The organism is Paenibacillus sp. FSL H8-0317 (assembly GCF_045040685.1).
Lineage (GTDB): Bacteria > Bacillota > Bacilli > Paenibacillales > Paenibacillaceae > Paenibacillus.
Window position 1 is genome coordinate 149,961 of the sequence record NZ_CP150294.1, and the last position, 19,384, is coordinate 169,344.

The window sequence follows — 19,384 nt, forward strand, 5'->3', positions numbered from 1 at the left end:
TGGTTGACATGTACTGCTTCTCTTAAGGCGCAGGGCATGCCAACCATTCGTCATGCGTGCGATTGATTGAATAAATAGGAGTGTGAATGAATGGATACATTATTACTGTTGAACCCGATTGCGTTCTCTATTGGAGCGTTAAAGGTTCACTGGTACGGGCTTATTCTTGGTGCCGCGGCACTTATAGGACTCCTGCTCGTGATCCGGGAGGGCAAACGATACAATATTCCACAGGAAGTGTTCATGGACATGGTCCTGCTGGGTGTGCCTTCTGCCATCATTGGTGCCCGCATCTACTATGTCGCATTTAAATGGGAAGATTATAGGGATAATTTCTGGGATGTCTTTAAAATATGGAATGGCGGTATTGCCATCTATGGTGCACTTATTGGTGCTATTATCTGTGCAGTTATTTTCTTCCGTCGTAAAGGATATAACTTCTGGCGTATGGCCGATATCTGTGCGCCTGGACTGCTCGTTGGACAGTTGATCGGGCGTTGGGGGAACTTTGTGAATCAGGAAGCCTACGGCGGTCCTGTAGAAGAATCATTTTTAAGAGACAAGCTTCATCTGCCGGACTTTATTGTGAATCAAATGAACGTAGAAGGCGTATTCCACCATCCTGCATTTTTGTATGAATCGATGTGGAGTCTCGTTGGTCTGGTCTTGCTGCTGGTTCTGCGTCGTCAGAAGTTTCTGCGTTCAGGTGAACTGTTCATGTCTTATTTCATCTGGTACTCTATCGGTCGCTTCTTCATTGAAGCTTTACGTACAGACAGTTTGGGCTTTCAGGCTCCGCAGTGGGTTGCTTCATTAGTGAACGGGCTGTGGTCTCCAATGACTGCAATGGGCTTTGAACAAGGATATCTTGATCCTGCTTACGGTAACGTAAGAATCTCGCAACTGCTCGCGATTGGCATCATTATTGTTGCTGTTGTATTCATTGTGGTGAGAAGAGTGACAGGTAAAGCAGATGTTCGTTATAGTGATCCGATTGTATCGTCCAAAGTTACCTCAGATGATATGGAGCATACGGGAACAGTTGCTGGCAAAGAGAACAAGATAACACCTCCAGCCAAAGATGAATCCAAGCAAGTTGATGATAAAAAGGAGTAATGCAACATGATTGACACGGTATTGTTTGATCTGGACGGAACGATTATTGATACCAATGAGTTGATTATCAGCTCATTCCAGCATGTCATGGGGGGATGGGAGCATTCAGCTCCATGGACACGGGAACAGATCATTCCACATATGGGTGGCACACTGGAGCAGCAAATGCGCACTTTCTCTGGCCAGGAGGAAGTCTCCGAGTACGTGAAAGGTTACCGTGCTTATAATGATATCCATCATGAAGCGATGGTTAGACCTTTTCCACATGTTATTGAGGTAGTAGAGGCGCTGCATCAGGCCGGCATTGTGATGGGTGTGGTCACAACCAAAATTCGCCCATCCACATTAAAGGTGCTAGAACGTTTTGATCTACTGAAATATATGAAGACAATTGTAACAGTGACCGATGTAACGAATCCAAAGCCGCACGCTGAACCTGTACTGAAAGCGATGACGGAACTGGGTGCAGATCCTGCTAAAACGCTGATGGTAGGTGACAGTCCAGTGGATATCCAATCGGCACAAAATGCGGGCGCTCTTTCGGCGGGGGTTGCATGGTCCCTTAAAGGGGAAACAATCCTGAACGGATATGGACCCGATCATATGTTGCACGACATGAGAGATTTGTTGAAACTCATCCGTATTGAAACGGGACGTTCATGAGAAAAGTAACCCGCTATCCGGTAGAGGACCAGAATGCACTTTGGCATATCTACAAGACAGTGAGTCCGTGGAAGGGCGTTCGTAATTTTATCTGGATCCAGTTGTCACGCTATTGTCCGATCCTATCGGTGAAGAACTGGATTTACCGCCGAATGCTCGGTATGAAGGTGGGAAAACACACGGCCTTTGGCCTGATGGTGATGGTCGATGTGTTTTTTCCGGAGAAAATAACGGTCGGCGAAAACTCGGTCATCGGTTACAACACAACGATTCTCGCTCATGAGTATCTCATTAAGGAGTACAGGCTCGGTGAGGTGAATATCGGCGAAAATGTACTGATTGGTGCTAACACAACGATTCTTCCCGGGGTAACCATAGGAGATGGAGCCGTTGTGGCTGCTGGAGCAGTCGTACATAAGGATGTTGCACCAGGAGCTTTTGTTGGAGGTAATCCACTTCGTGATTTATCCCGTGCGGCAGCTTCTACGGAAGAAACGGTCTTTAACACGGATGATTCTTCTCAGGGTAGTGTGCATTGAGTCAATAAAGTAATGAGCCAATAAAGTAAGTAAGGAATGAAGATGGGTTGAAGTAAAAAGCTGCTTATGGCAGCTTTTTTCGTATATAAATACCGATTGATAGGCGTAACGGTGTGTATATAAAACGATATGTCATTCCATGGGCAATCAAGCTTTGGTATTGTTGACGGTAGTGCGGATTTCATGTTATCATATCCCATATCCTTTAGTTTGTTAGCACTTTACCATGTGAAAGTATTTCGAGGGAATTTAACGTGATAAAGGTTGAACTAAACCAATAGTTGAAGGTTTTTGCAACAATACGGTGATTCAGGATTACAAGATAGAATGGGGATTTACACTACATAAATCCTGTTGAAATAGAACGAGCACTACTCTTAAACTACTGACTCGGGGTGAATATTACCAATGTCCAAACCAAAAGGTTTTGAAAAACCGACCGGATTCCGCGACTATACACCACATGTAGTATCCAAGCTGCGGACGATTGAACGCAATGTACTGGAATGTATGGAACGCTGGGGTTACCGTCAGATCATCACACCAACGATTGAATATTACGACACGGTAGGTGTGGCAAGCTCTACATCAGATCGAAAATTGTTTAAATTGCTAAACAGCCGGGGAACCACGCTGGTGCTCAGATCGGATCTAACGGCTCCGATTGCACGCGTCGTTTCATCCATGCTCAAAGATGAGCAGTTGCCGCTGCGTTTATCCTATCATGCGAATGTATTCCGTTCTATTGAAGAGGAAGCTGGGCGTGAGGCTGAATTTTTCCAGACGGGCGTGGAGCTGGTTGGAGACGACTCACCTGAGGCGGATGCAGAAGTTGTTGCGTTAGCAATTGCCTCTTTGCAGGCAGCGGGTGTGTCTTCTTTTAAAATAGCGATGGGCCATATGGGATTCCTGAACGGATTACTGGAGGAAGTGATTCCAGGTCAGACCGCTGAGCAGGAGCAATTGAAGGAAGGTCTGCTCGGACGCGATTATGTCGGCTACCGCCAGTCCATTGAAGCATTGAATCTGGAGCCTAAGCTGAAAGAACAGCTCGAAGCGATCCTTCGTCTGCGTGGTGGCAAGGAAGTATGCACACATGCGGTAGAGCTAAGTTCAAGTGCTGAAGCAGCACAGTCAATTGCACATCTGTGTGCCGTATTCGAAGTATTGGAAGCGTACGGTGTATCCGATCATGTGCTGATTGATCTGACGATGATCGGTGATTTCTCCTATTATACGGGCATGACATTTGAAGGGTATGCAGCCGAACTGGGATCTCCGGTATGTAGCGGTGGACGGTATGATAATCTGTTACAACAGTTTGGTCGTTCATTGCCAGCTACAGGATTTGCACTGAAAACAAACCGGATTATTGATGGTGTTCATGGCATTACGATTGAAGAGAAAAAACCGGTACTTATCCAATATACCCCGAAACGTCGGGCTGAGGCACTAACAGAAGCGGCAAGATTACGCAGTATGGGACAAAATGTAGTGACACTCCTTCTTCCTGAAGACGGGGCTGGGGCAAGTGCCGTATCGGTTGAAGCAAGAACCGCTGAGGCTGAGCAGGTTATTACTTACGGATCTGAAGAAGGAGGACGCTGAGATGTCGGATATTCTGAAGGTGGCCATGCCGAAGGGCCGGATCTATAAAAAAGCCTCCAAATTGTTTCGTGAAGCGGGGCTGGATATTCCAGAAGACGTAGACGATACACGCAGATTGGTCATCGAAGTACCGGAAGCGGGAATGGAATTCATTATGGCTAAGCCAGTAGATGTTCCAACATATGTGGAGTACGGTGTTGCCGATATCGGAATTGTTGGTAAAGACGTGCTGCTGGAGGAAGATCGGGATGTGTACGAACTGTTGAATCTGGGAATCGCTCAGTGCCGTATGTCTGTGATCGGACTTCCAGACTGGAAGCCAGGCATCCAGCAACGTGTTGCAACGAAGTATCCAAGGATTGCTTCACAGTATTTCCGGGAGCAGGGACAGCAGGTCGAGGTGATCAAGCTGAATGGTTCCATTGAGCTGGCGCCTTTGATTGGTCTGGCAGACCGGATCGTCGATCTGGTGGAGACAGGTCAGACGCTGCGCGAGAACGGACTGGTGGAGATGACAGGCATTCTGGACATCACTAGCCGTCTTATCGCCAATCGGGTAAGTTATCGGATGAAAAATGCACGAATCCAGGCTTTGTGTGATGCACTTCAACAGGTCATTCCGGCATCGAATGAGATTTCTGCGGGAAGCTTTCGGGGATGAAGTACTGCGTTGGAAACATAGATGAGAAACATACAAAGCAGAAGCAGAAGCAAAATTAAGAGTAAGAGACAAAATAAAGAGTAAGAGACAAAATAAAGAAGCAAATCGGCCACAAGAAGGCAGGTATTACAGAGGATGAGGAGGTTGTACGTATGAAAATTGTACCTGCACGGGAGTTTGATCTGAAGCGGGAAGTGGAGTATGGCACGCCGGAGCAAAATGAGACGGTACGGCGCATTGTCAGCGACATTCGCCGTGAGGGTGATGCGGCCCTGCTGCGTTACACAGAGCAGCTGGACCGCACAAAGCTGACGGCCGCGGATTTGCGCGTGCCGCAGGAAGAGCTGCAGGCGGCTTATGCAGCCGTGGAGCCATCCTTTGTGACGGCGATTCGGCAAGCCGCCGCCAACATTCGTGCGTTTCACGAGAAACAGAAACGCAACTCGTGGATGGATTGGCAGCCGGACGGCAGCCTGCTGGGCCAGGTCATCCGACCGCTGAAGCGGGTCGGCGTCTATGTACCTGGCGGCAAAGCAGCGTATCCATCGTCTGTGCTGATGAATGTGATTCCGGCACAGGTGGCAGGCGTGCCGGAGATCGTTCTTGTGACGCCGCCGTCTACGAACGGTGGCGAAGGTATTAACCCGTACATCCTCGTTGCTGCTGCGGAAGCAGGCGTGAGCGAGATGTACCGGGTTGGCGGCGCTCAAGCTATCGCCGCCCTGGCTTACGGCACGGAGAGTATTGCACCGGTCGACAAGATCTGTGGACCGGGCAATATTTACGTGGCGCTCGCGAAGCGCGAGGTGTACGGTGCGGTCGATATCGACAGTATCGCCGGGCCGAGTGAGATTGTGGTGCTCGCCGATGATACGGCGAATCCGGTGTATGTCGCCGCCGACCTGTTGTCGCAGGCGGAACATGACGAGATGGCATCGGCCATTCTCGTCACGAATTCGGCCACGCTGGCGGAAGCCGTGCAGGGCGAAGTGCAGCGGCAGCTTGAAGTGCTGCCGCGGCGGGATATCGCTGCTGCATCCGTGGAGCAGTATGGCGCTATTATTGTGGTTGATTCCATCGATGAGGGAATCGACGTGGTGAACCGGCTTGCACCGGAGCATCTGGAGATCATGGTGCAGGAGCCGATGGCTTACGCTGGCCGGATCGAAAATGCCGGTGCGATCTTCCTCGGCCCGTACAGCTCGGAGCCGGTAGGGGATTATTTTGCAGGACCCAATCACATTATACCGACCAATGGCACTGCGCGATTCAGTTCGCCAGTGGACGTGGATGATTTTATCAAGAAATCGAGTCTGATTTATTATAGTAAAGAAGCGCTGCTGAAGAACGGAGCGGCTATTATAGAGTTGGCCCGCCATGAGGGTCTTGAAGGGCATGCCCGTGCAATTGCTGTACGGTTAGAACAGGAAGGAAAGGCGGAATCGGACAATGGATAAGCAAAATAATGGTGTGGAACTTGAAACCAAAGGTGCAGTGCGCCAAGCAGAGGTTGACCGCAAAACAAATGAGACCAATATTCAATTGGCCTTTAATGTAGATGGAACAGGACAATCCACGATTGAAACGGATGTACCTTTCCTGAACCATATGCTGGATCTGTTCACAAAGCACGGGCAATTCGACCTGAACGTGCAGGCCCGTGGAGATATTGATATCGACGATCATCACACGGTTGAAGACATCGGGATCTGTCTGGGACAGACGTTGCGAGAAGCGTTGGGTGACAAACGCGGCATCAAGCGTTACGCCAGTGTTTTTGTGCCGATGGACGAGGCACTCGCTCAGGTCATTATTGATGTGAGCAACCGGCCTCACTTTGAATACCGTGCAGAATACCCTTCCCAACAGGTAGGCAGTTTCTCCACGGAACTGGTACATGAATTCCTGTGGAAATTGGCGCTGGAAGCTCGGATTACGTTACATGTCATTGTGCACTATGGTCAGAACACCCACCACATGATTGAAGCGATCTTTAAAGCATTGGGACGTGCACTGGATGAAGCAACGATGATTGATCCACGTGTAACAGGTGTGCCTTCCACGAAGGGAGTGCTGTAGACGATGGCGATTGCAATTGTCGATTACGGTATGGGTAACCTGCACAGCGTCGGCAAAGCGGTCGAACGTCTTGGCTACGAAGCGCTGGTCACGGGTGACCGGGAAGAGATTCTTGGCGCAGATGGTGTCATTCTGCCAGGCGTAGGTGCTTTTGGTGATGCGATGGTTCATCTGCGGGAGAGTGGACTGGATACGGTGGTGAAGGAAGCCGCTGCCGGGTCCAAGCCACTGCTCGGTATCTGTCTGGGCATGCAATTGTTGTTCAGCTCAAGTGAAGAGCATGGCGAGCATGAAGGACTGGATATTTTGCCAGGTAAAGTGGTGCGATTCGCACCAGGAGAGCTGAAGGTTCCTCATATGGGATGGAACCGTTTGGAATTCCTGCACGCGGAAAATCCGCTATTTACAGGGCTTGAGGCAGGTCACGTCTATTTTGTCCATTCCTATCATGCGCTTACTGAAAACAGGGACGATCTGCTGGCAGTAACGGATTACGGACATCCGGTGACAGCCATTGTAGGCAGAGGATCCAACTTTGGCATGCAATTCCACCCGGAGAAAAGTGGAGAGCTTGGTATGAAGCTGCTCGGCAACTTTTTGGCTCTGACAGGATCACCTGTACAAAGGTAAAATATCATCTCTTCTTAACTATAGAAAGCGTACAAATCTAATTCATATTCAGGAGGCCTTGTATGTCATCTTTTATCCTATATCCGGCGATTGATATCCGGGACGGCAAATGTGTAAGACTGGTGCAGGGAGATTATAATCAGGAGACCGTGTATAACGATGACCCGGTTCAAGTGGCTTTATCCTGGGAGAAACAAGGCGGTACATACGTTCATCTGGTGGATCTGGATGGTGCGAAAGCGGGTCATCCTGTTAACGATGAGCTGATCGGACGGATTGCCTCTGCTGTGAACGTACCCGTTCAGGTAGGCGGCGGACTTCGTACGGTAGCGGATGTAGAACGTTTGCTGGGTCTGGGTGTTAGCCGGCTGATCATTGGAACAGCAGCGATTGAGGATCGTGCTTTTACAGAGGAAGTACTGGGACGTTACGGCGACAAAGTGGCAATTGGCATCGACGCTCGTAATGGTTACGTGGCAACCCGCGGATGGCTTGAAACATCGGAAGTACAGGCAGAGGTACTCGCGAAGGAATTGGCGGCATATGGGGCAGAAACGTTTATCTTTACGGATATTTCCCGTGATGGTATGATGCAGGGTCCTAATGTGGAAGCGATTGTGTCTCTAGCCAAGGCAAGCGGACGTACGGTTATTGCTTCCGGCGGTGTGAGTGTAATGGATGATCTGCTTCGTCTGAGTCGCCACGCGGATGTTGGTGTTGGTGGAGCAATCGTGGGTAAAGCACTGTATACGGGAAGTATTGATCTGTCTGAAGCAGTACGTGCGGTAAATAAGTAAGGGATATTCGGATAGAGAGGAAGAGGTAGCATGCTGGCAAAAAGAATCATCCCCTGTCTGGACGTGAAGGACGGCCGGGTCGTCAAAGGCGTCAACTTCGTTAATCTCCGCGATGCGGGTGATCCGGTAGAGCTGGCGGCACTATATGACCGCGAGGGCGCGGACGAACTGGTGTTTCTCGATATCTCTGCTTCGGTAGAAGGTCGCGAAACGATGGAAGAAGTCGTGCGGCAGACGGCGGGTGAGATCGCTATTCCCTTTACGGTAGGTGGTGGCATCTCCAAAGTAGAGGATATGAAGCGGATCCTCCGTGCGGGAGCGGATAAAATTGCAGTGAATACAGCAGCGGTACTTAACCCGCAGTTGATTGCAGATGGTGCACGTCGCTTTGGCTCGCAGTGTATCGTGGTAGCGATCGACGCCAAGTATAACGAAGCTTGGGGCGAATGGGAAGTCTATACCCATGGTGGACGGAAACCCTCCGGGATCAAGGCGCTGGAATGGGTTAAACAGGCTGAGAGCTTGGGCGCGGGGGAGATTCTTCTCACCAGTATGGACGCGGACGGAACAAAAGACGGCTTTGATCTGAAGCTGACGGCAGCGGTATCCGAATCTGTGCGTATTCCAGTCATCGCATCGGGCGGTGCGGGCAAGGAATCTCATTTCTATGATGTATTTACTACAGGCAAAGCGGACGCAGGGCTAGCCGCAACAATTTTCCATTACAAAGAAATCGCCGTACCGGCGTTAAAACAACATTTGAGAGAACAAGGGGTGGAGATCCGTGACTAAAGTGAGCGATGAAATCAAGGAACAGTTGTCCTTGGAACAGGTTGTGGAACACATTCGTTGGAGTGATGGTTTGGTTCCTGCCATTGTGCAGGATGTGGATACTCGGGAAGTCTTAATGATGGCTTATATGAATCGCGAATCTCTGAAGTTGTCGCTTGAATCCGGTGAAACGTGGTTCTGGTCACGCTCGCGTCAGGAGTTGTGGCATAAAGGAGCAACATCTGGTAATGTGCAGACGATTACTTCCCTAAAATATGATTGTGACGGCGATACTTTGTTGGTTGAGGTGAAACCGAACGGTCCGGCTTGCCATACAGGGGCGGTAACTTGTTTCCATAATGAGATCATTGGCTTACCAGAGAAATCGGCAGACAAGGCTTCGGATGAAGCGGGTGCGGCATCTGCTTCTGCAAGTTCCGGTTCCGAAAGTCGCTTTGAGGTATTGGCTGAACTGGAATCCGTTATTGCAGAGCGTGAACGTGAGCGTCCTGAGGGTGCATATACAACGTATCTGTTTGATAAAGGTGTAGACAAAATACTGAAAAAAATCGGTGAAGAAGCGTCCGAGACAATCATCGCCGCCAAAAATAAAGATAATGACGAGCTTCGTCTGGAAGTCAGTGACCTGATGTATCACCTGCTCGTCCTGTTACAAGAACGCAAGCTGCCGCTGGACGACATTATGTCAGAGCTAAGCCGCCGTCATGAACGGCCTCGCCGCGATTAGGAGGCGAGTTTCGTGCGTATAGACTATCATACACACCATGAGCGGTGTGGACATGCCGTTGGCAAACTGGAAGAGTACGTGCAGCGTGGTGTGGAGATCGGACTCTCCCAGATTGGATTGTCCGATCACATGCCATTGTTGCATGTCGATCCGGCTCAATATTATCCGGAAATGGCGATGCCTATGGATGAACTGCCGCGTTACGTGGAGGAGTGTTTCTCCCTGAAAGAACGTTACCGCGGGCAGATTGACGTACGTGTTGGTCTGGAAGGTGACTATATTGAAGGCTGGGAAACAGAGATCCGTGCAATCATTGAGCGTTATCCATGGGATTATGTGATTGGCTCTGTTCATTTCCTCGGGGAATGGGACATTACGGATTTCCGCCAGACCCATCACTGGGAGGGCAAAGACATCCTTGAGGTATATCGTCAGTACTACGATGCCGTAAGCAAAGCAGCCGCCACGGGCATGTACGATATTATGGGTCATACGGATGTCATTAAACGGTTTGGTTTTGTTCCTTCAACAGAGCAGACAGAAGAACGTATCTCACTGGAGAACGCAGCGCTGCAGGCTATTGCCAAAAGTGGCTGCGCCATGGAGCTGAATGCCTCCGGGTTATCGAAGCCTTGTGCCGAGATGTTCCCTAGTCGCAGAATGCTGACGGAAGCCATTCGCTTGGGTATTCCATTAACCATGGGCTCTGATGCACATGACCCAATGAAGCTGGGCGATTATTTGCCTGAAGCTGAAGCACTTTTACATGAGTTGGGCTGTACGGAAGTCGCTGTTTTCGAAGGCCGTCATCGCTCGTTCATTCCTTTAAATGTATAAGCCATTAGAGTATAATGAGGGTAGGAAATAACCTTTTAGAGGTAGTTCAAAAAGTCCGCCTTTGATTACGAAGGATGCCTAATGGCATCTTCAGCATCGAAGATGGAATTCAGCCGAAATGTCCGTTGCTCACGTAGTTTTCCCTACGCTCCGCTACTCCATTTCTAGCTTTATCCCATCTTCTCGGTACTGAAATCCGGTCTTTTTGAACACTCGCTTTTAGATAAGGGATTATATAGGGATTTCAACCCTCGGGAGGGCATTATGCAGCATTCGTTACGTATTTTTTCCGGTTCATCGAACCCTAAGCTGGCAGAACAGGTATGTGACAAGCTGGGTGTACAACTGGGCAAGATCAAGCTGTCCAGGTTCAAGAGCGGAGAAATATACGTTCATTATGAAGAAACGATCCGTAATTGTGATGTGTTTCTGGTACAGTCGTTGTCTCATCCGATCAATGAGCTGTTTGTCGAGTTGCTTGTGATGATTGATGCCGCAAAGAGGGCTTCCGCACGCACTGTGAACATCATTGTTCCTTATTATGGCTATGCTCGTCAAGAGCGTAAATCTGCTCCACGGGAACCGATCTCGGCCAAGATGGTAGCAGATGTATTAACGACAGCTGGCGCCAATCGAGTGGTAACGATCGATCTGCACGCAGCGGCCATTCAGGGATTCTTCAACATTCCGGTTGATCATATGACATCACTGGATCTGATTAGTGATTATCTGTTAAGCAAAGGAATCGAGAACCCTGTTGTAGTCTCCCCGGATGCGGGACGAGCATCGATGGCAGAGAAGCTGGCGAACCGCCTGGATTCTCCATTTGCCATTATGATCAAGAAACGTCCAAGCCATAATGAATCGGTGATTACCCATGTCATTGGTGATGTAGAAGGACGGACACCTATTATTATTGAGGATCTGATCGACACCGGAACAACCATTCTGAATGTTGTGGAAGGGTTGAAGGAACGTGGCTCCAAAAATGTATATGTATGTGCAACACACGGATTGTTCTCCGATGGGGCAGTGAGTAAATTGAATCACCCGTCAATTGAAGAGGTGGTCGTTACGGACTCGATCGCACTGCCAGATGACCACCCTGAATGCTTCAAAGTGTTACCTGTTGCACCAATGCTGGCCCGCGCCGTACGCATTATTGTGGATGGTGGCTCCATGGCCACATTGTTTAAGGATTCTGGCATTTAGAGCATCGAGGATATAACGGTGTGCTGCCAGATGAACTGTCCCGTGTCTGAGTTGTTGTCTGCTCAGCACGGTTTTTTTGTTTTGGCTCTTTGAATTCAATTCTTGCTTTGCTGCTCAGAGGCTTGTGCTATAATAACATAAAATCAGTTATGATAGCGTTATCATATAGTATTCAGCCTCTAAGGTGAGATGGATGCTGAACAGTAGAACCACGGCTGAGAACATTGGCATCGTGGAGTGAGGAGTGGGGTCTATTGTCTCGTAATTGGTACTACCGGTTATTGTTTTCGTATTTCCCAATTTTTTTTCTTACGGTGAGCATACTCATTTTCATCGCGTTTGTATTCATCAATGACATCTCTAAAGAAGAAACAAAAAAAGCAGACCGGATCTCCTCCAGTTATATGATCGACACAGTGGATCGCACAATCAGGGATATTGAACTATCCATCCTGGAAACGGTACAGAGTCAGCAGGCATACAAACTCTATTTTAATAACACAAACCTGACCAGCTCGGACACGGTGTATGCAATTGCGCAGAATTTACGTGAGCTATCCAATTCGTCCTCATGGATTCAGTCCATCTATCTATATGACAAGCGAAATGAACATGTTCTGACTGTAAGTGGTTCCAAAGAAGCAGAAAGTTACTCGGATAACGCATGGATTGATCAAATGGTTAACGGGTCTATAGGTTCGGGCTGGCAGCCGGTTCGGGAATTTGATGCGGATTCTGTTCAACGTACTCCTATTCGCGTATTAACCGTGAACAAGGACATGCCTTTGCCTTTTGGCTCGCAGGGCACATTGGTCATTAATATCAAGATGAGCAGCATTGAACAGAGTGTAGATAGTATGGTTAATGGTCAGCTCTCATTCCTGACGATTACGGATCGGGACGGTAAGGTTGTGTATAATGCACACTCGGACCAAGAGGGCTCGATAGACGGTCAGGAACTGAATAGGCTATCGCTAGAAAGACTGGGCTGGACAATATCCAGTGGAATTAAGGCCGGCAACTTATTTGGCTGGGTATCTGTTATATCTTATGTATGGGTAATCATTGCTATTGTGACTGTTATCTGTGCAATTGTATATATCGTGTACATTACTCGCCGTAACTATAAACCCATTCAGATCATCATGAACCGTATTGAGTCTCATCAGATTCGGGCGTTTGAACACTCAGGTGCTCGCACGGATGAGATGAAGATGATTGACGGTGTGCTTGAGAATCTGATTAATCATATGATGGATTATGACAAAAAAAGCAGGGAAAATGTACTCATGCAGCGCAGCAAGTTGTTCAATGCCCTGTTGCATGGTGAACACATGGAAAATGCAGCAGAGCAATTAAAAGAGCTCTCACCACTGAATGAAGTGCGTGACTCGTCGCGTTTTGTCGTTGTTGTTGGAGAGATTAACCGTTATGAGAAGGGATTTCAGGAGAGATACACGAGAGGCGAACAAAATACGCTGAAGTTTGCCTTGATGAACGTTTTGCAAGAGCTGTCACGTAATACGGGAGTCCAATGCTGGACGGAATGGATTAGTGTAGATCGAATTGCAATCCTTTTTGTGTTCAAAGAACAGAATGATAACAACATGGATATGTCTGGGCAGATTCTTGTTGTAGCTGAGGAATGCAAATCTTGGGTAGAACAAAATCTACGCATTTCCTTAAGCTTTGGCATTGGACCTATTGCTCAGGGAATCGGTGCAATACGAGATTCCTATGCAGCTGCAGAAGCGGTAATGCAGCGTAAACTGTTGATGAATGGAGATGTCGGCCAAGCCGACTGCGGTGAAACACAGCATCCTTTGCTGGATACCTATACCTATCTGCAGATGATTGCGGACTTTGTTAAGCGATTCCGGATGTCGAGTGGACAGTGGCGGGAACAGTTGGAGGAGATCTTTACGGCATTTGAACAGAACAAACTGCCGGATGATGAGATTCGTTCTCTGATTCAGGCCATGTTACAGATGCTTAGCCGAGAAGTGGCCATGATGTCGGAAGGACTCCAGGAAGAGCTGTCCGAAGAAAACATCAACAGATGGTTGAGTGCTGTGGAAGAGGCAGTGACGCTTACCGATGTGAAAAGTCTTTTGTTTGATGGTCTGACGGACTTGTTCAGAACGTATGTAGCGGTAACGGAAACCAAGAGTTACAAAGCCATGGTTAATGAAATGAAAAATTATATCGAAGAACAGTTTGCAAATCCTGATCTTTCATTGAAACATCTGAGCGATCGATTCCAGATTACGGGCAAACATGCGAGTTATTTGTTCAAGACAGAATTCAACATGAAGTTTGTTGATTTTGTTACAGAGCTGCGCATGAAGGAGACGGAGCAGCTTCTGCTCAATACCGATCACTCTTTGCAGGATATTGCCCTGAAGGTTGGGTATGCAAATGGAATTACGTTGGGACGTGTATTTAAGCGGGTAACGGGTATTACACCAGGAGATTATCGTCGTTTGAAACGTGAACATCGAGAACCCGAAGAGTAACGCAAAAGTGAACATATTCTGAGAATTGTACATCAGGATAACACAGGGTGAATTTCATGCAGTCACTTTCCACTTAGGAGAGAGGTTTGCAGAGGTTCGCCCTGTTTTCGTTGAACAGTTCTCTGCTGCCCGAGATCGGATGCAACTGTTTTCGCAGGATAGCAAGCTAATATTCCTGTTTTTTTCCCGTTTACGAATATAGGCAGTGTGTGAAAATGGTTTATCCGACTTGGGACAGGCATTTCCAGGTCGTGAGGCGTTGAGAGCAATTACAGCCTAGAGCGGCACAGCTTCGGGAAAATAATCAGTCTGAGAAAATGGGCTTAATGCATAAACTAAATTCCGTTTGTAAGCGCTTCCGAAATTGGTTTATTGCTAGAGTTCGGAAAGATGTGGAATACTCGGAGCAAGCCTTAACATTCACGCAAAGTAAAAGGGGATGACAAAATGATTGGAAAAGCAACCAAGGGGAGTAAGAAGAAATGGATGGGTCTGGCACTTACGATGGTAATGGGAGTGTCCTTACTTGCAGGGTGCTCGTCTGCATCAGAAAAAGAATCAGCAGAAGGCGGGGCAACAACTAATGGTGAGCGTGTTACTTTGAAAGTGGAGGTTTTCGATCGTGGTAACAGTCCTTCTCCACATACGATCACGAACAACTATTTAACTAAATTTGTTCAAGAGAAATTCGGCGATCCGAATAACATTGATGTGCAATTCGTACCTGTTCAACGTTCAGAAGAAACAACCAAGCTCAACGTGTTAATGGCCAGCCCAAGCGACGTTCCAGATATAGTGTTTGTATACGACTCCAGTGTGTTCTACCGTTATGCTCAGCAAGGTGGTCTAACTGAAGTAGGTGAACTGCTTAATGAACATGCACCTAACTTAAAAGAATATCTCGGCGAAGACCTGTTGAGATTCGGTCAGCTTGAAGGTCAGCAATTCGCTATTCCGGGTAAACGTGCCATTACTTCCCGCTACAATTCTTATATTCGTCAGGATTGGCTAGACAAAGTCGGCATGAAGGCTCCAACGACAACGGATGAGCTGTACGAAACGCTGAAAGCATTCAAAGAGAAAGATCCGGGCAATCTGGGCAGCAAAAACATCCCAATGGGTATGGCACTTGCCCCAGCGCAGTACGAAACATTGATTTACTCCTTTATCAAACCCGTACAAGATGGGCTTACGTACAGTCAGCGTTACGAACTACCATTGCATGATGGCTTCAAAGATGCGATGCAGTTCCTTAACAAACTTTACAATGAAGGTCTGATCAGCAAAGACTTCAGTCTGGATGAAGAAAAAACGCAATTGGTCAAAGACTTCCAGAACGGTAATATTGGCTACATGTCTGAGGACGTAGGTCAGATTCTATATGCAGATGGTATGCTTGATAATTTGCAAAAGAATGTACCGGATAGCAAAGTTGTAGCAGTTGACGCTTACACCAATTCGAATGTGGACAACAAACACATCAAATCACGTTATGGCAGCAATGGTATGTACATCATGATTCCGAAAAGCAGCAAACGTTCGGTTGAAGCAGTGAAATACCTAGACTGGATGGCTTCTGGAACGAACTTGCTGGAGATGAACACCGGTGTCGAAGGTGAAAATTACGATATGGTTGATGGTGTTCCAGTTGTTAAAGATGATGCACCACAGGATGTCAAAGATCGTATCTACAACGGTGGTGACATGGCCATTATTGCCAACGGTAAAGTTGTTGGAGATCAGGCAACCAATGAAGCCGCATGGATTGCAGGCTTCCCAGAGCGTAACCAAGAGCTGATGAGACAGTCCATTGATATCGCTAATACGGATACGATTGGCCCGGTTATCTTCAGCAAACCAATTGAATCAGAATCTAAATATGGTACAGCGCTAAATGATAAGTTGAAAGTGCTTATTGTGAAAACTGCGATGGCTAAACCGGCAGACTTCGAAGCTGTATATGAAAAAGAAATGAATGATTTCATGTCACTCGGTGGAACAGAACTGAAGAAAGAACTTGAAGCAGCACTTCAGTAAGCGTTAAACAGATTCATCTTGTGATTACTAAATCAATATGTAATTTACCGCATAACTTTGGAAGGAACGTGTGCCGCCAGTATGGCGGCACAGCCGTTTCTCTGTTGATAGGAGGAAACCGACTTGACCATCACATACTTGAAAAGGTATTGGCAATTATATGCGCTCATCTCACTGCCTCTGATCTACTTCTTGATCTTTCGTTACGGCCCAATGTACGGGGTTCAGATCGCTTTTAAGGATTTCAACTTGTTTCAGGGCATCAACGGGAGTGAGTGGATCGGTTTCGATGCTTTCCGTGAAGTATTTGGAATGAGGGACTTCTACACCACATTGCGAAACACCTTTATGCTAAATTTCCTCGACCTGCTTGTTTCGTTCCCTGCTCCAATTTTATTGGCCATCATGCTCTATGAAGTTCGATTCAAATGGTTCAAAAAAATATCGCAAACGATTCTGTACATTCCTCACTTTATCTCCTGGGTTATCATCGGGGGAATTGTATACCAATTGTTCGGTAATCAATCCGGTATGGTTAACGGTGTACTGGAGAGTATGGGCTTTAATTCGATACCATTTTTGACAGAGAAAAATCCATGGCTTGTGACGTACCTATTCACAGGTGTCTGGCAAAGTGCAGGGTGGGGAACCATTCTATATCTGGCCGCATTAACCGGCGTCAACAAGGAATTGTTTGAAGCAGCTGAGATCGATGGAGCATCGCGGCTGAAGAGAATCTGGCACATAACGCTGCCAAGTATCAAACCAACCATCGTGACCTTGCTCATTCTTAATCTCGGACATATGGTCAGCATTGGATTTGATCGACCTTATATTATCGGTAACACAGCGGTACGTGAATATTCTGATGTACTTAGTACCTTTGTATACAGGGTCGGCCTTGAATCAGGACAATACACGCTTGCAACTGTCGTAGGACTATTCCAGGCTGTTGTAGGGCTAATCTTTGTACTTGGCTCTAACTATATTTCAAAAAGGGCAACCGGCGAAGGCATTTTATAAGTTATCAAAGCATGAAAGATACGCCAATCGGCTTGTATGTATAGACCATCAGTAAAGGAGCTGTGCGCATATGAGTGAACGCACCTCAAATCGGATTTTTGATATCGTTAATATCTCCTTTATCAGTTTGTTTGTTATATTCTGTCTGGCTCCATTTTTACACACCATTGCGATATCTCTAAGTTCTAACCGGGCTATTACTTCGGGAGAAGTGACCATTTTTCCTAAAGAATTTAACTGGGATGCGTATATTCAAGTATTCTCTGATCAATCTATGCTCTACTCATTGGGCTTTACGTCTGTGTTGACAGTGGCTACTACAGTGTTGTGTATGTTATTCACACTTGCTGCTGCATACCCGCTAACCAAGAAAAAATTAAAAGGGCGCAAGCTCTTTATGTATGTCATCATCATTACGATGTTTTTCAGTGGCGGGATGATCCCCGAGTATTTGCTCATTCGTGATCTAAACATGCTTAATTCAGTCTGGGCACTGATCTTGCCAGGACTGGTTAGTCCATTTAACCTCATTATCCTGATCTCATTTTTCAGAGGCATTCCTGAAAGTCTGGAAGAATCAGCAGAAATTGACGGCAGCTCGCATGTACACACGCTATTCAAAATCATACTGCCATTATCCATGCCTGTACTTGCCACATTAGCGCTATTCTATGCGGTTGGTCGCTGGAATGGATTCCAAGATTCACTTTTGTATATTAATGATCCCAAGTTGTATCCACTACAACTGAAGCTCTTCCAAATGGTTCAAAACAATATGGTGAGTGAGCTTACATTAATGGAAGGTGCTAACCGCACACCACTGACTCCGGAAAGTCTCAAGGCAGCAACAGTGGTATTCGCAACTGTACCGATTCTGCTCGTCTATCCGTGGCTGCAAAAGTATTTTGTCAGTGGTGCGATGCTTGGCGCGGTAAAAGGTTGAGTTAAGGCTGGTGCAAGAGTTATAGCCATTTCGCCAGAGGGAAGGAGAAGGAAAACAGATGCAGCACATAGATAAGGGTATATATTCGTTCTCCACATGCTGGAATATCCGAAAACATGATGTCGGGGAAGCCATGATTCGGGAGATTGCCGAACTTGGCTTTCGCCAGGTCGAACTCAACTATAACGTAACGAAGGAAATGCTCACGACGATTGAGCCCATGATTGAACGCGGAGACATCGGTATCTCCAGTGTCCATAATACGTTTCCACATGACCCTGATCCCGATTATGGTACGGATTCAGTCCTGCTTGGATTCAAGGATGAGGTTAAACGTCAGCGGGCAATAGAGTTACTTGTTGAGTCGGCAGAATGTGCCCATCGTTATGGTGCTAAAGCTGTAGTCGTACACCCTGGGGAAGTACCTTTTCCTGAGGATATCAGCAAAGATCTTGGAAAGCTCTATCACGAGGAAGGGCCGGATTCCCCGAAGTATCAAAGCAAATGGGCAGAACTGATGGAACGGCGGGAGGCACTCAGCTCCGGTTATGTACAAAAGATTATTGTTAGCCTGGATGAGGTCTGTAATCGAGCTGCAGCCAAAGGTCTGGATGTTCGTTTCGGAATCGAGACAAGATCCAGACCACAACAGATTCCTACCCTGGACGAAGCGAAGACCATCATCACGGCCCTTAAAGGGGCTCCAGTTGGTATCTGGTACGATACCGGTCATGCCATCATGATGGATCGACTGGGCCTCTATGACAGTGTAGGGGAAATGCAGGGCCTGATGGATGATATCGTTGGTGTTCATATTCATGAGACACTGGGTCTCTCTGACCACTGGTGCCCTTATGTACACAGTAAGGACATGAATTTCTATGATGCCTATCTGCCTATGATTCGCCGGGCACAGGTGAAGGTATACGAGTTAAAGTCTGCCTGTAAGCCAGAAGAGATCCACGAGAGTCATGACTTGCTTATGAAGAAGCTTGGATTGGCAGAGTAGCAGAATAGGAGCCTTGAAGTTAGGAACATTCTGCGTGTTAAAAAACGTGTGTTGAACGGCGGTTTTCTCGGTGATGAAAATCACATGAAGTTTGGTGAAACAAGGACGGAATTCTAGCGACTTTTGTAAAAATATGATAAATACAGACGAGAAAAAATGAACTCACGTTACGGGCGGTATGGGAAGCAGCTCCCG

At 47.3% G+C, this 19,384-nt stretch carries 18 protein-coding genes; all 18 read left to right on the forward strand.

The window, feature by feature from the left end; translation table 11 throughout:
* Positions 1-90 precede the first annotated feature (90 nt).
* The 18 genes from lgt (at position 91) to MHB43_RS00835 (ending at position 19,189) form a co-directional block, all read left to right on the forward strand.
* The gene (lgt, locus tag MHB43_RS00750; protein ID WP_339181090.1) at positions 91-1,116 is read left to right on the forward strand and encodes a prolipoprotein diacylglyceryl transferase; all 1,026 of its coding nucleotides are present in this window, start codon (positions 91-93) and stop codon (positions 1,114-1,116) included.
* A 6-nt stretch (positions 1,117-1,122) separates the two neighbouring features.
* Positions 1,123-1,779, forward strand: a complete 657-nt coding sequence (ppaX, locus tag MHB43_RS00755) for a pyrophosphatase PpaX (RefSeq protein WP_017691276.1) — start codon at positions 1,123-1,125, stop codon at positions 1,777-1,779.
* Entirely contained in the window at positions 1,776-2,318 is a 543-nt protein-coding gene (locus tag MHB43_RS00760; protein WP_339181093.1) for a DapH/DapD/GlmU-related protein, read from the forward strand. Before ppaX ends, MHB43_RS00760 begins: the two co-directional genes overlap by 4 nt.
* Before the next feature lie 408 nt (positions 2,319-2,726).
* Positions 2,727-3,926, forward strand: a complete 1,200-nt coding sequence (locus MHB43_RS00765; RefSeq protein WP_339181096.1) for an ATP phosphoribosyltransferase regulatory subunit — start codon at positions 2,727-2,729, stop codon at positions 3,924-3,926.
* Between the two features lies 1 nt (position 3,927).
* The gene (gene hisG / locus MHB43_RS00770) at positions 3,928-4,587 is read left to right on the forward strand and encodes an ATP phosphoribosyltransferase (RefSeq protein WP_036674770.1); all 660 of its coding nucleotides are present in this window, start codon (positions 3,928-3,930) and stop codon (positions 4,585-4,587) included.
* Between the two features lie 152 nt (positions 4,588-4,739).
* A complete protein-coding gene (gene hisD, locus MHB43_RS00775; RefSeq protein WP_339181099.1) occupies positions 4,740-6,044 on the forward strand; it encodes a histidinol dehydrogenase in 1,305 nt (434 codons plus the stop codon).
* Complete coding sequence (hisB, locus tag MHB43_RS00780) at positions 6,037-6,666, forward strand: imidazoleglycerol-phosphate dehydratase HisB (protein WP_260632859.1); 630 nt, start codon at positions 6,037-6,039, stop codon at positions 6,664-6,666. The genes hisD and hisB overlap by 8 nt, the downstream gene beginning before the upstream one ends.
* 3 nt (positions 6,667-6,669) lie before the next feature.
* A complete protein-coding gene (hisH, locus tag MHB43_RS00785) occupies positions 6,670-7,296 on the forward strand; it encodes an imidazole glycerol phosphate synthase subunit HisH (protein ID WP_237178351.1) in 627 nt (208 codons plus the stop codon).
* 62 nt (positions 7,297-7,358) lie between these two features.
* Positions 7,359-8,093 carry a 1-(5-phosphoribosyl)-5-[(5-phosphoribosylamino)methylideneamino]imidazole-4-carboxamide isomerase gene (hisA, locus tag MHB43_RS00790; protein ID WP_405131104.1) on the forward strand — a complete coding sequence of 245 codons (735 nt, stop codon included), beginning with the start codon at positions 7,359-7,361 and terminating at the stop codon, positions 8,091-8,093.
* A gap of 30 nt (positions 8,094-8,123) precedes the next feature.
* On the forward strand, positions 8,124-8,885 hold the full coding sequence (gene hisF, locus MHB43_RS00795) for an imidazole glycerol phosphate synthase subunit HisF (RefSeq protein ID WP_017691268.1): 762 nt from the start codon (positions 8,124-8,126) through the stop codon (positions 8,883-8,885).
* Positions 8,878-9,612, forward strand: coding sequence for a bifunctional phosphoribosyl-AMP cyclohydrolase/phosphoribosyl-ATP diphosphatase HisIE (hisIE, locus tag MHB43_RS00800; RefSeq protein WP_127546306.1), 735 nt, complete (start codon positions 8,878-8,880; stop codon positions 9,610-9,612). Before hisF ends, hisIE begins: the two co-directional genes overlap by 8 nt.
* A gap of 12 nt (positions 9,613-9,624) precedes the next feature.
* Positions 9,625-10,449 carry a histidinol-phosphatase HisJ gene (hisJ, locus tag MHB43_RS00805; protein ID WP_074092958.1) on the forward strand — a complete coding sequence of 275 codons (825 nt, stop codon included), beginning with the start codon at positions 9,625-9,627 and terminating at the stop codon, positions 10,447-10,449.
* Between the two features lie 264 nt (positions 10,450-10,713).
* On the forward strand, positions 10,714-11,661 hold the full coding sequence (locus MHB43_RS00810) for a ribose-phosphate pyrophosphokinase (RefSeq protein WP_036616184.1): 948 nt from the start codon (positions 10,714-10,716) through the stop codon (positions 11,659-11,661).
* A gap of 254 nt (positions 11,662-11,915) precedes the next feature.
* Positions 11,916-14,177: a helix-turn-helix domain-containing protein gene (locus MHB43_RS00815; RefSeq protein WP_405131105.1), complete on the forward strand. Its 2,262-nt coding sequence runs from the start codon at positions 11,916-11,918 to the stop codon at positions 14,175-14,177.
* 447 nt (positions 14,178-14,624) lie between these two features.
* The gene (locus MHB43_RS00820; RefSeq protein ID WP_405131106.1) at positions 14,625-16,214 is read left to right on the forward strand and encodes an extracellular solute-binding protein; all 1,590 of its coding nucleotides are present in this window, start codon (positions 14,625-14,627) and stop codon (positions 16,212-16,214) included.
* A gap of 123 nt (positions 16,215-16,337) precedes the next feature.
* Positions 16,338-17,237, forward strand: coding sequence for an ABC transporter permease (locus MHB43_RS00825; protein WP_405131107.1), 900 nt, complete (start codon positions 16,338-16,340; stop codon positions 17,235-17,237).
* Positions 17,238-17,307: 70 nt separating this feature from the next.
* Entirely contained in the window at positions 17,308-18,180 is an 873-nt protein-coding gene (locus tag MHB43_RS00830; RefSeq protein WP_076216878.1) for a carbohydrate ABC transporter permease, read from the forward strand.
* A 58-nt stretch (positions 18,181-18,238) separates the two neighbouring features.
* The gene (locus tag MHB43_RS00835; RefSeq protein ID WP_339181113.1) at positions 18,239-19,189 is read left to right on the forward strand and encodes a TIM barrel protein; all 951 of its coding nucleotides are present in this window, start codon (positions 18,239-18,241) and stop codon (positions 19,187-19,189) included.
* Positions 19,190-19,384 lie beyond the last annotated feature (195 nt).

Excerpts from the sequence above, each read along its gene's own strand:
- lgt (WP_339181090.1), top strand. The coding sequence starts at position 91 with ATGGATACATTATTACTGTTGAACCCGATTGCGTTCTCTATTGGAGCG.
- ppaX (WP_017691276.1), top strand. The coding sequence starts at position 1,123 with ATGATTGACACGGTATTGTTTGATCTGGACGGAACGATTATTGATACC.
- MHB43_RS00760 (WP_339181093.1), top strand. The coding sequence starts at position 1,776 with ATGAGAAAAGTAACCCGCTATCCGGTAGAGGACCAGAATGCACTTTGG.
- MHB43_RS00765 (WP_339181096.1), top strand. The coding sequence starts at position 2,727 with ATGTCCAAACCAAAAGGTTTTGAAAAACCGACCGGATTCCGCGACTAT.
- hisG (WP_036674770.1), top strand. The coding sequence starts at position 3,928 with ATGTCGGATATTCTGAAGGTGGCCATGCCGAAGGGCCGGATCTATAAA.
- hisD (WP_339181099.1), top strand. The coding sequence starts at position 4,740 with ATGAAAATTGTACCTGCACGGGAGTTTGATCTGAAGCGGGAAGTGGAG.
- hisB (WP_260632859.1), top strand. The coding sequence starts at position 6,037 with ATGGATAAGCAAAATAATGGTGTGGAACTTGAAACCAAAGGTGCAGTG.
- hisH (WP_237178351.1), top strand. The coding sequence starts at position 6,670 with ATGGCGATTGCAATTGTCGATTACGGTATGGGTAACCTGCACAGCGTC.
- hisA (WP_405131104.1), top strand. The coding sequence starts at position 7,359 with ATGTCATCTTTTATCCTATATCCGGCGATTGATATCCGGGACGGCAAA.
- hisF (WP_017691268.1), top strand. The coding sequence starts at position 8,124 with ATGCTGGCAAAAAGAATCATCCCCTGTCTGGACGTGAAGGACGGCCGG.
- MHB43_RS00810 (WP_036616184.1), top strand. The coding sequence starts at position 10,714 with ATGCAGCATTCGTTACGTATTTTTTCCGGTTCATCGAACCCTAAGCTG.
- MHB43_RS00820 (WP_405131106.1), top strand. The coding sequence starts at position 14,625 with ATGATTGGAAAAGCAACCAAGGGGAGTAAGAAGAAATGGATGGGTCTG.
- MHB43_RS00830 (WP_076216878.1), top strand. The coding sequence starts at position 17,308 with ATGAGTGAACGCACCTCAAATCGGATTTTTGATATCGTTAATATCTCC.
- MHB43_RS00835 (WP_339181113.1), top strand. The coding sequence starts at position 18,239 with ATGCAGCACATAGATAAGGGTATATATTCGTTCTCCACATGCTGGAAT.